Source organism: Pseudobacter ginsenosidimutans, assembly GCF_007970185.1.
GTDB lineage: Bacteria > Bacteroidota > Bacteroidia > Chitinophagales > Chitinophagaceae > Pseudobacter > Pseudobacter ginsenosidimutans.
The window spans coordinates 2,290,273-2,305,892 of record NZ_CP042431.1 but is presented as its reverse complement, the minus strand read 5'-3'; the positions used below and the strand labels follow the sequence as shown (position 1 = coordinate 2,305,892).

The window sequence follows — 15,620 nt, the reverse complement described above, 5'->3', positions numbered from 1 at the left end:
GGAAATCATACCCAAAAAACAATTTACTTTTGGGCAACCATGAATTTCACCATATGTAAATACCTGCCAATTGCCGCTCTTGCAGGGCTGTTGGCCATTGTGGCCGCAGGTTGCAGCGGAGCACAGCAGGATCACATTGTTACGCCTGCATTTTATTTCTGGAAATCGCAGGCCGTACTCAATCCGAAAGAACAGAACATATTGCTGCAAACAGCAGATAAACTTTATGTGAAATTTTTTGATGTGGCCTGGAATGCCCCGCAACAAACAGCGATCCCTACAGCCAAAGTACAATTTGGAGACAGTACCCGCAGATTATTATCATCCGGCAAAACAGAACTTGTGCCTACGGTTTTCATCACCAATGAAACTATGATGATGCTGGACTCCGTGGCCGTGGTCTCTACTGCCGTACAGATTGCAGGACTGATCGAAACCATCAGGGCCACAGAGCTCTCTTCGGTCCCTGTAAAGGAAATCCAGATCGATTGCGACTGGACCGCCACCACCCGCGACCGCTATTTTTTGCTGTTGCGAAAACTCAAGGAACATCCCGGTTTCCAGGGAAAGCTCCTTTCAGCCACCATCCGGCTATACCAATGCAAATACAAGCTCAAAACAGGCGTGCCTCCCATAGACCGCGGACTGCTCATGTGCTACAATATGGGCAATCTCAAAAATCCATTGACAAAGAACTCCATCCTGGATCCGGAAGAAATGGAAAAATATACAACCAATCTCCACGAGTATCCGCTTGACCTCGATGTTGCCCTTCCAATTTTCAACTGGAAAGTGCTGTTCAGGAAAAATGAATACGCTGGCCTCATTCAGAATCTGCCCACGGAAAACCTTGACCATAAACTACTCACTAACAGGGAGGGAAATACGTACCGATTGCTGAAAGACACGGTACTACTGGGATATGATCTGCACAAAGATGACCTGATCAGACAGGAAGATAGTAACTTTGGCGATATTCTCAGGTCGGCCAGGATCCTGAAAAAAAAGATCAGGAACGAAAAACTGACCTTATCACTTTATCATCTCGATTCAATAACGCTGGATAATTATTCAACCCATGAAATACAAACTATTTTTCTTAGTCTGCATTAATGCTGTTGCTTTATGCTTCCCCTACAACATCATCGGTTGCGCCGGAGGCGATTCAGATCCTTACGATTATTATGTGAGCTTCTTCTCCAGGAACAACAGTAACGTACAGGGATATTCGCCATTTTACTACACAGATGTGCAGTTCCTCTATGAAGAAAAGGAACCCGTTACCACCTCGGATGTTACCGCTGCAGAATGGGCAGGCTATGGCAACAACAGCTTTTCAAAGAAAGATGCCATCGAATTTGTAGTGCAATACGATCGCAAGCATCTTTCCAATCTTTATTATCATCTGGAAAAGAACCAGCCACTCCAGATACCAGACTCTATCGCAAAAAATGGAATGACCAGCTGGTTCATGAAGAGCAAAGACCTGGAAGCTCTGGGATATATCATGTATGCGAAACAGGTGGAGCCCAATGTTACAGGCAGCTGGAGTGCATGGGAGCCCATTGCCAGAGACAAGGATAAAATGGCCAAACTCCAGAAGAACGGGCTGCAACTTTACAATGTTGCGAAAAATGAATTCATCAAACTCCGCTACGCCTACCAGGTAGTAAGGCTCGCGCATTACGCCAACCGATATGATGAAGCCATCCTCAACTACGATCAACTGGTGAAACCCAATACTACCAACAGCATATTGCAGGATATGAGCCTTTCGCTCAAAGCCGGAGCACTCTCCCGCACCGGTAAGAAAAACGAAGGCGCTTATATCTTCAGCCAGCTCTTCAGCAGGAATGAAGTGATGCGAGTATCCAATTACATGAGCTTCGACTGGTCTGTGAAAAGATTCGATGAGCAGAACCGCCAGGCAGTACTGGCCCTTTGCAAGAACGATGAAGAGCGCGCAAATGTGCTTGGCCTCTTTGCAATGGGCAGCGACCGCAGCGAAATAAAAACCCTTCAGTCCATCCGGAAGATGGCTCCCAGCTCGCCAATGCTGGAGGTTCTCCTGATCCGTGAGCTGAACAAACTGGAAGATCATTATTTCACCCCCGAAACAGAAGCTGCCAAAAAAGAGCCCCTCGCCATCCGTCAGTATTATGGTGATGAAGGAGACAAAACATCCAATTCCTGGAAAGCAACAATACCTGCCTTTGTTACTCTCTGTCAGGAAGCAGCCAAACAAAAAAGCACTTCCAACAAAGGATTATTCTCCGTTGCCGCTGCCCATGCCCTGCTGATCAATAAAGACTATGCAGGCGCCCGCAAGCAACTGGATGAAGCAAAGAAGCTTAACCTTTCTTCGCACCTGCAGGACCAATGGGCCATGACCAACCTGCTGCTGACCATCAACAGCCAGGCCAGTATCGATAAAAATTTTGAAGATCAGATCTTCCCTTCTTTACAATGGCTGGAAAAGAAGGCTGCTGCCAGCAATGACTATGCGTTATTCTATCGCCGGATCTTCTCCGATATCCTCGCGCCGCGTTACCAGCAGCTCAATAATGCCGACCAGGTGAAGTTTCTGCTCTGCGTGGGCACAGCAGAATGGGTCCAGAAAACTTATGTGAAAGAGGGATGGGGCTTTTGGCTGAGCTCTACCAGCATGCTGCGCAATGATCTTTCTGCAGACCAGATCCAGCAACTGTTCGCATTGATGAACAACTCCAAACTAAACACCCTGGAAAAGTTCATGGTGAGCCATAATACCTTCAACAAAGACGATGTGAACGATGTTACCGGCACAGCCCTGCTCCGCGAATTCAAATTTGCCGAAGCTGAAAAATGGTTCGCAAAGATCCCGGCTTCCTATTACGCGCAGGAACCTTATAGCACTTATCTCACAGCCAATCCTTTTGCAGACCTGATAGAAGATACACATGCGCCTACTCCGCAGGATACAAAGAAATATACCAAGCTCAGCTTCACACAAAAGATGATGCAACTGGAGCGAGACCTGGCCAAAGCCAGCGATCCTGAAAAGAAAGCGCAATTACATTATGAACTGGCCAAAGGTATGTACGGCATGAGCTATTGGGGCAATAGCTGGATTCTCACCCAGTATGGCTGGGGCGGTGGCGCTTCTTTCCCTTCAGACCAATCCACACTCAAGCCCGGAGAAAAGGAATACTATGGCGTATTCAAAGCGAGGGATCATTACCAGCAGGCATATACGCTGAGTAAGGACCCCAACTTCAAGGCCCGCAGCCTCTTCATGGTAGCCAAGTGCGAACAAAAGCAGATCCCGGGACCAGTATGGGGGCGGAATACCAGCTATGATGATTACGAAAAGGCCAAAGTTGCGCAGGAAAAGAAAATGATGTCCAGCCCGCATTTCACAACGCTGGCAAAACAATACAGCAATACAGCTTTTTATAAAGAAGCCGTGAACACCTGTAGCTATTTGAAGGATTTTGTGAGGAAGGTGAAATAAGAAGCCTGAAAGTATTTAGATGCCGGTTGAAAATTTTTCGGCCGGCACTTTTTATTTATTTTGCCGAACTGAAAAAATTAGCACCTAAACCATATGAAAAAGAAAATCATTAGCGTATTATCTCTGACAATCCTTTTTATCTCTTCTGCTGCACAGTTGACTTCGTTCAAAGAATTCACAGAAACAAGGAAGGATTATCTACACGAATTTATCAAGCCTGGGCCGGGCCTTTATGCTGTACTCGATTATGCTGGGCCACATGGAGTATTTTCGTCAGACAGAAACACTGCGAAAGCACAATATACCATCTATGATGAGAATCTGAACATCCGGCATTCTGCAATAGTGGAGGGATTAAAGTACAATAATTTTCTCGGTATACTTGAAGGAGCAGGTTCAGCACAGGTCTTTTTTGAAAAAAAGAATCAGGTATTTGTTGCAGACCTGAATTTAGAAACAGGTCAATTTAAAGTACCACCTATTGGAGTTTATAAAGTAAACAGTAACTCCGATTATTTTTACAAAGGTTATTCAGCTGACAGTGCATATGGTTTCGCAATTTCTTCATACACTGTTTCGAGAAAAAAACACCAAATATTTGACGGAGTGATTTTTGATAAAGAGATGAAGACAATTCGCCCCTTTACATATAAACTGGAAAATCCGGGAAAGCAGAGACCGCATACCTCAATAACCTTCCTGAAGGTCAGATTGGAAGCACTATCTGGAATGTTACAAAGGAAGGGATCAGCTTTACAGGACTTCTGTCCAAAACAAATAATGAAGAATACAAATACATCATTTCAGGAGATTTCAATATAACCCAGAAAAAGCTAACCAATATCAGAGAAACTGAACTGGCAAATGCTTCCTTCTGGAATACTGTTACTGATCCTGTATTGCTGGCTCTAAAAACGAATGGATTACCTTTTTCGAATACAATCAATTCAATTGTTAATCCGGATGGAACTAAATACCTCGTAATGCAAAGGTATTATACGATTTCTGGAAATTCTCAGCTTAGTGGTTCTTTTCGCACCTATTACAGATCTTATGGGAAAAGCGTTTATGCCTTAAGTATCTCGGCAGATAATTCGATAAATTGGATAAAACACATTCCTGTAAATCAAATAGAATACGATTACCAGATTTACACTGGCTCTATTGCCACATTTCACAATTCAAAAGGTATTTACATTTTTTATAATGACAATGAAACTAACATCAATACCCATGAAGAATCAAAAAGAAAATGGGTTGACGTTTCAGGCAAGTGGCCCCGAGGAAACAATACTTATGTGGTAAACATTACACCAGACGGTACTTTAACAAGAACAATTGCAGGAGTCTATAGCGATCCTTATCATCACTTAGCACCTGCAAAACCTTTCAAACTTTACAATACTGAACTTTTTTTTACTTCCTTTTATTACAAAGACCTCGGAGCATCAACCTATAAACCCTGCATTTTTATCATTCAATAATGTGAATGATCATCATTAAAAAACGCGTGGCCATATTTCAGGCCGCGCGTTTTAATTGATACCTGTCAACCACATTCGACAAGTACCAGTAAGGTTCAATGATTAATGTCCAAGGTTTTGCTGTATGGAAGGAGCTACTTAATATACCTCCCGCATTTGGCCTTTCCATTTGCGGCTTCGTAAGTGGTAATGTAGCGATTGCAGGAGGAAGCGAATAGCACCAGCGCTAATAGCGCCAGTAATTGGAGTTTTTTCATAACCGTCCGGTTTGGGTTTATTAAGGGTAAAGGTTAAACCAAAACACACTGTCCAGATAAGTTGCAGTATACCCAGAAAATGTGCCAAAATTTCATTTTGGGGCAAAACACTGGCCGGATACGGGCAAAACACCCCAATCACCTTGCTATTTGAAGCCTCCCCTTGTTCCTTGTGATCTTATATATTATCTTCGCAGCCTGCTGATAGCCTATAGAATAGCCTTTTCATTAATCTCCTATACCATGAAATGCTAATACAGGCAACACCTCTTTAATCTTGCAATATTTCAGCATCCTCCTGAGTTATAGCATAGAAAATTCCTATAGGTCTTCCTGTTGATGATATTACAAATAATCGTGATCCGACATTTGAATCATAGCATATGGCACCTGATAACCGGAGTTTTATTGCATTAAAGAAATTTCTCAAAAAGCCCCTGGATGGATTGAAGACCATCCGTGTTGCTATCGTGGCAGATTCCGCCTCACAGTTCATTCACCAGGCGCTCAAAGGATACGGCATTGCTGAAGGTATCCATTACGATATTTTTGAAGCAGACTACAACCAGATAGACCTCCAGGTTTTTGACCCGGGTTCTGAACTGTACGAAAGCAAGCCCGATTACGTGATCATCCTCCGCAGTTCCGAGAAACTGCTGAAGAAATTCTATTCCCTTTCAGGCGAAGAAAAATCACAGTTCGGCGCTAACCAGACTGCTTATGCGAAAAATCTCTGCCAGCAGATCAACAGCCAGCTGAAGACCCGTGTGATCTTCAACACTTTCCCCGAACTCAATGATGGCGTGTTCGGAAACTTCAGCACAAAAACACCTTCCTCTTTCTTATACCAGTTGCGCAGGCTCAATATCGGGCTCATGGACCTGGCACAGGAATTCAAAAACCTGTTCCTGGTAGACCTGGCCGCACTTGTTGCGCAGAAAGGATACGCCCAGCTCACAGACGCCAAAATGTATATCAGTGCAGACATGGTTTTCAGCATCGATATACTCCCTGACCTGGCTGAGCAACTGCATAAAGTGATCCAGGCCATCGCGGGCAGCTTCAAGAAATGCCTGATCCTGGACCTCGACAATACCACCTGGGGCGGCATCATCGGGGATGACGGCATGGAAGGCATTCAGATCGGAGACCTCGGTCTGGGTAAGGCTTTTACCGATCTGCAGCTCTGGGCAAAAGAGCTCAAGAAACGTGGCATCATCATCGCCGTTTGCAGCAAGAACACAGAAAGCATCGCCAAAGAGCCTTTCATCAGTCACCCGGATATGAAACTACGCCTGGAAGACATTGCCGTTTTTGTTGCCAACTGGGAAACCAAGGTTGACAATATCCGGCATATCCAGGGCATCCTCAATATCGGTTTCGATTCCATGGTCTTCCTGGACGATAACCCTTTCGAAAGAGAAATGGTAAAACAGAATATCCCTGATATTACTGTTCCCGATCTGCCCGAAGATCCTGCAGAATACATGCCCTACCTGCGTACCCTCAACCTCTTCGAAACAGCCAGTTTCACGGAAGAGGATGAACAACGCACCAAACAATACCAGGAAGAAGCCAATCGCAACATCCTGCAAAAAAGCTTCGCCAACGAAGATGAATTCCTCGCCAGCCTGGGCATGGAATGTGAAGTGAAACCTTTCGATAATTTCACTATTCCACGCATCGCGCAGTTATCGCAACGCAGCAACCAGTTCAATCTCCGTACAGTGAGATATACTGAAGAAGATATCAGACGTATTGCGCAATCCCCGGATCATCTTACCCTCAGCTTTTCGCTGAAAGACATTTATGGGGATTATGGCCTGATCGCATTTGTGATCCTGGAAAAAAAGGAAAACAATACACTTTTTGTAGATAGCTGGATCATGAGCTGCCGCGTACTGAAAAGAGGCATGGAAGTATTCACTTTGCAGAATATCCTGCAACAGGCGCAGGACGCAGGTTTCAGAGAGATCACCGGAGAATACATCCCCACCAAAAAGAATGAACTGGTGAAAGAACATTATTCAAAACTGGGATTCAAAAGCACCAGTGAGAATAACTACGCACTCCAGGTTGATCAATACCCCAACGATAAAAAAGTATACATCAAAAGAAAATAACACAATATGGAACAGCAACAGATTCTGGAAAAGTTGAACGAGATCTTTGTGGACGTACTGGACAATGAGGATATCAGGCTCACGGAAACAACCACCGCGGCTGATATCGAAGAGTGGGACAGTCTGTATCATATCCAACTGGTAGTAGCAATTGAAAAACATTTCAAAATAAAATTCACCGCCTCCGAGATCCAGAGCTGGAAGAATGTAGGCGATATGGCCAATGCCGTAAAGAGCAAACTGGCTGCATAGTATCTGTAAACCCTTTAAACCGGATGAATGTTATTCAATTCGATTGAGTTTTTAATATTTTTTGTTTTTGTCACTACCCTGTATTTCGGCCTGTCCCATAAGTGGCGCTGGCTCTTACTGCTGATCGCGAGCTGTGGATTCTACATGTTCTTTAAACCGGAGTACATCCTGATCCTGGGCTTCACCATCGTGATCGACTACTACGCAGGCATCTGGATCGAATCCGCCAAAACGCCGGCGCTACGGAAACGGTTCCTGGTACTCAGTCTCGTGGCCAATATCGGCGTACTGGCGATCTTCAAATATTACAACTTCATCAACGATAACATCACCGGTCTCTGCAATCTTTTCGGATACGAAAACCAGATACCTTATCTCACCATTATCCTGCCCATCGGTTTGAGCTTCCACACTTTCCAGGCCATGAGCTATACCATCGAGGTATTCCGCGGCAATCAGAAAGCGGAAAGACATTTTGGTATCTATTCCCTGTACGTGATGTTCTACCCGCAGTTAGTGGCCGGCCCTATCGAAAGGCCCCAGAATATCCTGCACCAGATGCATCAAAAGATGACCTGGGATTATGACCGCGTCATGAGCGGCCTTCGCCTCATGGCATGGGGACTGTTCAAGAAAGTGGTGATCGCAGACAGGCTCTCCATTGTGGTGGATGCCATGTATGGCGGCGCTTACGGTTACAATACCATCTGGGTGTTCATCGGTACCTTCTTCTTTGCCTATCAGATCTATTGCGACTTTTCCGGTTATTCGGACATTGCATTGGGGTCGGCCAGGGTAATGGGTTTCACGCTGATGAAGAACTTCAACTACCCCTTCCAGGCAAAAAGCATTACCGACTACTGGCGCAGGTGGCATATATCATTGTCTACCTGGTTTAACGATTACCTGTATACGCCGATCGTGATCAATCGCCGCGACTGGGGCAAATGGGCCGTGGTATTCGGGCTCTGTTTCACCTTTTTCATCAGCGGCCTCTGGCACGGCGCCGGCTGGCCCTTCATCATCTGGGGATTGCTGCACGGCATCGCCATGAGCTATGAATTCTGGACCAAGAAATGGAGAAAGAAAACATTCAGCAAAATGCCGCTCTGGCTCAACAATGGCCTCAGCCAATTGCTCGTTTTCCTTTTCCTGCAGTTTGTGTGGATCTTCTTCAGGGCCGATTCCTTTGCCACCGCATTCCGTGTGATCAAAGGGATCTTCAACTATGAGAATTTCATCGCCCAGTTCCCCACATTCACCGCCGCCATCCGTTACTCACTGCTGGTAGGCGTGTTTGTGCTGATCAATTTCCTGATCCTGGAGAAATTCTGGAGAAATGAAAAATGGAAAGAAAAATATGAGGGCAATATCACACTCCGCTACGCGGTGTTCGGATACATGTTCCTCCTGTTCGTATTTTTCGGTTCTTTCAAGAATGCACAAAGCTTTATTTACTTTCAATTCTAAGCGATCATGAGACCCAAATATGTTATCACAGGATTGATTATACTGGCAGTGATCGCCACTGTACTGCATTTCTGGATGGAGAAAAGATACCAGAGCACTATGCTGTACAAAACCCAATGGATCATGCAGAAGCAAAAGCAGCACTACGATTATGTGACGCTGGGCGCTTCCCACGCTTATGTTGGCTTTGATGTAGCCGTTGCAGACAGTATGCTGCAAAAGAAAGGGATCAATATTTCCCTGGATGGAAGCCTCATCGGCACACAGAGCGTATTAGCAGATCTCTTCTTCAACAGGAACAAGAACAAAACACCAATACTCTTCTTCTGTATCGATAATCCCAGCGCTATCAATACCGAAGTGCTCGCAGATATTGCCGATGGCCGCATGATGCCCTACATGAACTACCCTGAAGTTTTCGGTTTCTACAAACCCTATGGCATCAAGTGGTACTTCGATCGCTATGTACCCATGTGGAAATACGCTGAATACAATTACTACTGGGGCCCGCATATTTTCGCTGATACCTGGGGGCATTACATGAAACCGGATTTCGATACTACCTGCGGATCCCGCTACGATTACGGCAATTACTACGACAATACAGATACCATGACCGTGAGCCTGGACTTCCAGTTGAAAGAATCCGGATCTGGTTACAAATACTTCAAAAAGATCATTCAGGTTTGTAAAGACAACAATATTACTCCTGTGTTGTTTACATTACCGTTAGGCCGCGCAGATACTTCTGCTGAAGCCAAACAGCATCTCGCCGATTTCAATGCATATTGCCAAAAAGAGGGAATGGAATTCTATTATTTGGGAGACTACCTCAACTACGATTTCAAATATTTTGGAACGAAGGGGCACCTGAACAAAAGGGGAGCAGAACTGGCAACGCAGAAATTCATTGGCGAATACATTGCAAAACAGTCGGCAAAGTAAAGTTTAGTATACAAATGAGAAGGCCCGGTTTTCCGGGCTTTTTTTGTGCATTTATTTTCCAAACAACCGGCTCCAGAATCCCTTTCGTTTAGGCTGGATGCCCCAGAGCGGAAGATCCTTGCAACGGCTCTCCTTATCCATGATGGAATAATATTTCCCCCAGGCGAAACCCGCGCCCACAGGCTTGTTCCGCAAATCGGCGATCAGGTAGTCCGGAGGCAGCTGATCGGCAAATTCCTTCAGGATTCTATCTCCTGATGTTTTCGCTTTTTCTACTGTGATAAATCCTCCGTCTGGTTGTTTCCAGATCTCATAAGTTTTGTGTTCATACAATTGTCCGAATACTGACTCCTCATTTGTCCGGAGATATCCGTGGATCTGCTGAATGAAATCAGTGAGACTCTCTGCCTGCTTCATGATCACAGCCGGATCATGGCAGGTGTAATAAACAGGCCCCCAGTTTCCCTGATAATCTATATCCAGTAGCCAGAAATTGCCAAGTCCGTCACCTGTCAGCTCTACGATATTCGGAAAGAAATGTTCAAGCGCAAATCCATCAACATTGGTAAAACTGATCTCTTCAAAGAATTCACAATCGAATCCTGAAGCAAACCTGAGTAGTTCAGCGATCTCATCCGGCAATCTTTGTCCCGGCAGATGCTGCGCCAGTGCATCGATCTCCGGTATACCAAGTCCTTTGTGTGGTGAAGCTTTGAATACTTCGCCATCTTCTGATTTGAATTGATCGTTCAGCAATTCCTTCAATGCCTGTAGTGGAGACATGACCGATCGGTTTTCGGTTAAATATTCAGGTTATAGTGTATGCTTCTTCCTCCTCCCTGAGATAACAATACTCCTTTTTCAGAAAGCTCCTGCAGGTCCCTGGTGGCAGTTGCTTTGGAGGCCCTCGTGATACTCATGTATTTTTTTGCCGTCATTCCACCTTCAAAACCTTCAGGTAATGCTTCCAGCATTTTGTTGATGGCTTTTAATTGACGTTCATTTAGGCTGCCTTTATATCTATCAAAAAACTTCGTTTTACTCAAAGTAAGCTCAATCATGCTTTTGGCTTCATGTTGAGCTTGTAGTATCACCTGGGTGAAGTAAATGACCCAATCAGTGATATCGTTACTTTTCTGTGCAGTTGCAAATGCAGCATAGTAATCTTTTTTATTCCGCTCAATGGTAGCGGAAAGACTCAACAGCACTGGTCTCCCTATAGTTTGAGATAATGCTTTCTCTGCAATTGCTCTGCCAATTCGTCCATTGCCATCTTCAAAGGGGTGAATACTTTCAAAATACAGATGCGCAATCGCAGACCGTATTGGAGCATTCCTGATTTCTCTTTTTCCACCAGGAGCTGTATCATTGAACCAATTGATAAACCGGTTCATTTCCTCAGGAACACGGGCCGATGGCGGGGCTTCAAAATGAATGGTCTCCCGGCCAATCGTTCCTGAGATCACCTGCGTCGGCTCATCATCTTTCCTCCAGGCACCTGTATTTATATGCTTGCTCTGCTTCAGGAGAGCCTTATGCCATTCGAATAATTTATCCTCAGTGAGTGGTTCTGCATAACTGTTACGCACATCAACTACCAATTCTGCCGCTCCCTGCGCTTTCTTATCCTTAACATTTTCCGGTGTAACATTAAGGCCTAACCGATTTTTAATAGAAGACACCACATCCTTTCTGCTGAAGAATTCCCCTTCTATAGCAGATGTTTTAATAGCCTCTGCAATCAATGTTTGAGTAATGGCCTCCTGCGCCTCATTATCTGGCATCGCCCGGAGCATGCCGCTTACATCTCCTGTTTCCCTTTCGAATTGAAGGAGCGCATCTTCTGCCTGTTGAAGATCAAACCTGAAATCGGGCCAATCGGGTAATTGCCAGTTGTATTGCATGAGCCGAATAAAATTGATAATCGGCTCAAATTTAGTCATTTTTTGAGCCGAATAATACAACTAATCGGCTCAGCCATGTAAGCAATATGCAGAAAAAACCCGCCAGTTTCCTGACGGGTCAGTATTTGCAGAGGTTTCATTCCAGTTTAGCTGCAGCCCATGCTATTGCCGCAGTTCAGGCATTTGTAGCAGGTGCCGCTCCTGATGGTGATGTGGCCGCAGGTATTGCAGGCAGGCGCATCGCTTTGCATGCTCTTGGCTGCTGCGTTCATTGCATCGAGGCCTCCGGTTTCCGCTTTCACGGCGCGATTCCTGGCAGGCTCAGGTTCCGGCGCTTTGTACCCGGACTTGGCTGCCAACACACGAACATCACTCAGTTCGGGCGTTGTTTTATCATACTCCAGCGAAGTAGGAATTTCATCCCAATCATCTGTACCGGTGTTCATCACTTCAGGTCTGTCCAGCACATGCACCAGGTCTGAGCGCTTCAGGTACTCGTACGCCAGTGCACGGAAGATGAAGTCGACAATGGAAGTAGTGCTCTTGATATTCGGATGGTCCACCATTCCCGCAGGATCAAAACGCGTGAACACGAACTTATCCACGAATTCTTCCAGCGGCACACCATATTGAAGGCCGATAGACACCGCAATGGCAAAGCAGTTCAGCATGCTGCGCATGGTGGCGCCTTCTTTTGCCATATCGATGAAGATCTCACCCACAGTTCCGTCGGAATACTCACCGGTGCGGAGGAAGATGGTTTGTCCGTTTATCTTGGCTTTCTGCGTATAGCCTCTTCGTTTAGCCGGCAGCGTTCTGTGCTCTACGATACGGGCCAGCTGACGTTTGAGTTTTGTATCGGGAGAAGCCTGTACACGTTTTTGAACTTCATCAAGGAGTTCCTGGATCGTGAGCTTGCTCATGTCAACGATCATGGATTCCTGCTGCTGTTCAGCAACGGGTTGTTGTTCTGCTGCGGCAGTATCTTCTTCTGATTTCTTTTTCTTGTCGCTCTTGTTGCTGAGTGGCTGGCTGAGTTTGCTGCCATCGCGGTAGAGGGCGCAGGCTTTGAGGCCCAGCTGCCAGCTCATCATATAAGCATCGGCAATCTCTTCCACTTTCGCTTCGTTGGGAAGGTTGATGGTTTTGGAGATGGCGCCGCTGAGGAATGGTTGTGCGCTGGCCATCATACGGATATGCCCATGCGCATGGATATAGCGCTGACCTTTGTTGCCGCATTTGTTGGCGCAATCGAAAACAGGAAGGTGTTCAGCTTTGAGATATGGCGCGCCTTCAACGGTCATGGTGCCGCAAACATAATCATTGGCTGCTTCGATCTGTTCATCGGTGAAGCCGAGTGCTTCCAGCAAGCTCCATTCGAAGTTGAAATACTGCTCGGGTTTGAAACCGAGGCGTTGCAGACATTCTTCTCCAAGCGTATAAACATTGAATACGAAACCTATCTCGAAAGCTGAGCCAACAGCTGCATCCAGTTTTTTGATCTCTTCGGCGATGAATCCTTTTTCACTGAGCGTTTGGTGGTTGATATGCGGAGCGCCTGCAAAGTTACCGGCGCCTACTGCATATTTCACAATGGCTTCGATCTCCTTCTGTGCATAGCCGAGGTTCTTGAGGGCCGTGGGAACAGACTGGTTGATGATCTTGAAATAACCGCCGCCGGAAAGTTTCTTGAATTTCACCAGTGCGAAATCAGGTTCAACACCGGTAGTATCGCAATCCATTACCAGGCCGATAGTGCCGGTAGGTGCGATCACCGTGGTCTGTGCATTGCGATAGCCATATTGCTCACCCAGTTGAACAGCTTCATCCCAGGCCTTGGTAGCGGCTTTGAGCAGGTAATCCGGGCAATATTTCGCTTTGATGCCAACAGGTTTTACGCTCAGCGCTTCATATTCATCTGCATCATAAGCAGCAAGACGGTGATTGCGCATTACACGCATCATATCTTCTGCATTCTCTTTGTATCGATCGAAGGGCCCGAGGATACCGGCCATTTCAGCGGATGTTTTGTAGGCAATCCCCGTCATGATAGCTGTGAGTGCGCCCGCAATGCCGCGCGCTTCCTCACTGTCATAAGCGATACCCATCACCATCAGCATGGAGCCGAGGTTCGCATATCCCAGACCGAGAGTTCGGTAATCATAGCTGAGTTGCGCTACTTCTTTGGAAGGGAACTGCGCCATCAGCACAGACACTTCCAGAACTACTGTCCAGAGGCGGCAGGTATATTCAAAACCTTCAACATCGAAGGTGTTGGTGTTCTCGTCGTAGAATTTGCGGAGATTGGCGGAAGCAAGGTTGCAGGCGGTATTGTCGAGGAACATGTACTCGCTGCAGGGATTGGAAGCGTTGATACGGCCACCTTTCGGAGATGTATGCCATTCATTGATGGTGGTATCGTATTGAGTGCCGGGGTCTGCGCAGCGCCAGGCGGCATAAGCGATCTGGTTCCATACTTCACGCGCAGGCACTTTCTTCATCACGCGGCCATCTGTGCGTGCCTTCAGTTCCCAGTCTTCATTATTTTCCAGTTTGGTGAAGAACTCGTTGGGGATGCGAACGGAGTTATTGGAATTTTGTCCACTCACCGTGCGATAAGCTTCGCCTTCATAATCGCTGGGGTAACCTGCAGCGATGAGGGCAGCCACTTTCTTTTCTTCCTCCATCTTCCAGTTGATGAAGTCCAGCACTTCGGGGTGATCGAGGTCCAGGCAGACCATTTTGGCTGCGCGCCTGGTGGTGCCGCCTGACTTGATGGCGCCTGCTGCGCGGTCGCCGATCTTCAGGAAGCTCATGAGGCCGCTGGAAGTTCCGCCGCCGCTGAGCTTTTCGCCTTCTCCGCGGATATGGGAGAAATTGGTGCCCACGCCGCTTCCATATTTGAAGATGCGTGCTTCACGCATCCAGAGGTCCATGATACCGCCATCGTTCACCAGGTCATCCTCTACGCTGAGGATGAAGCAGGCGTGTGGCTGGGGACGCTCATATGCAGAAGTAGATTTTTTGAGTTTACCATCCACCGGGTCCACATAATAATGGCCCTGTGGTTTGCCCTTGATGCCATAGCTCTCGAAGAGGCCGGTATTGAACCATTGCGGAGAGTTGGGTGTGCAGGACTGGTTAAGGATACAATACACCAGTTCTTCATAGAAGACCTGTGCATCTTTGGCTGATGCGAAATAACCATAACGTTCGCCCCATACCCGCCAGCAGTTGGCCATACGATGAGCAACCTGCTTTACGGAGGTCTCGCGGCCTGTGGAGCCATCGGCCTGCGGCACTCCTGCCTTGCGGAAATATTTCTGGGCGAGAATATCTGTAGCAATCTGCGACCACTGTTTCGGTACCTCTACATTGGTCATTTCAAACACCACTTCCCCGCTTGGATTGCGGATCACGGAGGTACGGTAATCGTACTCGAACAGGTCAAACACATCGGTACCCTCCCGGGTAAAGCGACGGCTGAACTGCAAACCCTTGCCAGATTGCTTCTTATTAGTCATAAGGTTAGTAATTAAACGTTAGAGATTAGTGAATGAGGGAAAACGAAAGTATCTTTTGGTATTCAAAATCCAGCCTCTTAAATATGCACAAACTGTGGATAAGAGATGTGGAAAATAGCTATCGCTTACTGGCATTGCATTCCTGGATTTTACCGGCATTACCGGCCC

The 15,620-nt window shown here is 46.4% G+C and carries 12 protein-coding genes; 8 read left to right on the top strand and 4 right to left on the bottom strand.

Features of this window, described 5'->3' with window-relative positions; translation table 11 throughout:
* Positions 1 to 39: 39 nt before the first annotated feature.
* The 4 genes from FSB84_RS09465 to FSB84_RS09450 all read left to right on the top strand — a co-directional run bounded on the left by FSB84_RS09465 (position 40) and on the right by FSB84_RS09450 (position 4,977).
* A complete protein-coding gene (locus tag FSB84_RS09465) occupies positions 40 to 1,113 on the top strand; it encodes a hypothetical protein (RefSeq protein WP_130541798.1) in 1,074 nt (357 codons plus the stop codon).
* Positions 1,079 to 3,493, top strand: a complete 2,415-nt coding sequence (locus FSB84_RS09460; RefSeq protein ID WP_130541799.1) for a hypothetical protein — start codon at positions 1,079 to 1,081, stop codon at positions 3,491 to 3,493. Before FSB84_RS09465 ends, FSB84_RS09460 begins: the two co-directional genes overlap by 35 nt.
* Positions 3,494 to 3,586: 93 nt before the next feature.
* Positions 3,587 to 4,315 (top strand): hypothetical protein, encoded by a 729-nt coding sequence (locus FSB84_RS09455; protein ID WP_130541800.1) that lies wholly within the window; start codon positions 3,587 to 3,589, stop codon positions 4,313 to 4,315.
* Between the two features lie 161 nt (positions 4,316 to 4,476).
* A complete protein-coding gene (locus tag FSB84_RS09450) occupies positions 4,477 to 4,977 on the top strand; it encodes a hypothetical protein (protein WP_130541801.1) in 501 nt (166 codons plus the stop codon).
* A 134-nt stretch (positions 4,978 to 5,111) separates the two neighbouring features.
* On the opposite strand, the gene FSB84_RS31395 is transcribed toward FSB84_RS09450, so the two are convergent.
* Positions 5,112 to 5,234 carry a hypothetical protein gene (locus tag FSB84_RS31395; RefSeq protein ID WP_262713800.1) on the bottom strand — a complete coding sequence of 41 codons (123 nt, stop codon included), beginning with the start codon at positions 5,232 to 5,234 and terminating at the stop codon, positions 5,112 to 5,114.
* Between the two features lie 383 nt (positions 5,235 to 5,617).
* Between FSB84_RS31395 and FSB84_RS09445 the strand changes: the two genes are divergently transcribed.
* From FSB84_RS09445 to FSB84_RS09430, 4 genes are read left to right on the top strand one after another with little or no spacing between them, the layout of a single operon-like run.
* A complete protein-coding gene (locus tag FSB84_RS09445) occupies positions 5,618 to 7,357 on the top strand; it encodes an HAD-IIIC family phosphatase (RefSeq protein WP_130541802.1) in 1,740 nt (579 codons plus the stop codon).
* A gap of 6 nt (positions 7,358 to 7,363) precedes the next feature.
* On the top strand, positions 7,364 to 7,609 hold the full coding sequence (locus FSB84_RS09440; protein ID WP_130541803.1) for an acyl carrier protein: 246 nt from the start codon (positions 7,364 to 7,366) through the stop codon (positions 7,607 to 7,609).
* Between the two features lie 27 nt (positions 7,610 to 7,636).
* The gene (locus FSB84_RS09435; RefSeq protein WP_130541804.1) at positions 7,637 to 9,079 is read left to right on the top strand and encodes an MBOAT family O-acyltransferase; all 1,443 of its coding nucleotides are present in this window, start codon (positions 7,637 to 7,639) and stop codon (positions 9,077 to 9,079) included.
* 6 nt (positions 9,080 to 9,085) lie between these two features.
* Complete coding sequence (locus tag FSB84_RS09430; RefSeq protein WP_130541805.1) at positions 9,086 to 10,024, top strand: hypothetical protein; 939 nt, start codon at positions 9,086 to 9,088, stop codon at positions 10,022 to 10,024.
* Positions 10,025 to 10,075: 51 nt separating this feature from the next.
* Here FSB84_RS09430 and FSB84_RS09425 read toward each other — a convergent pair whose 3' ends face one another.
* From FSB84_RS09425 to FSB84_RS09415, 3 genes are all read right to left on the bottom strand, one after another.
* Positions 10,076 to 10,807, bottom strand: a complete 732-nt coding sequence (locus FSB84_RS09425) for an SMI1/KNR4 family protein (RefSeq protein WP_130541806.1) — start codon at positions 10,805 to 10,807, stop codon at positions 10,076 to 10,078.
* A gap of 17 nt (positions 10,808 to 10,824) precedes the next feature.
* Positions 10,825 to 11,928: a Fic family protein gene (locus FSB84_RS09420; protein ID WP_130541807.1), complete on the bottom strand. Its 1,104-nt coding sequence runs from the start codon at positions 11,926 to 11,928 to the stop codon at positions 10,825 to 10,827.
* Positions 11,929 to 12,074: 146 nt separating this feature from the next.
* A complete protein-coding gene (locus FSB84_RS09415; protein WP_130541808.1) occupies positions 12,075 to 15,452 on the bottom strand; it encodes a vitamin B12-dependent ribonucleotide reductase in 3,378 nt (1,125 codons plus the stop codon).
* Between the last annotated feature and the right edge of the window lie 168 nt (positions 15,453 to 15,620).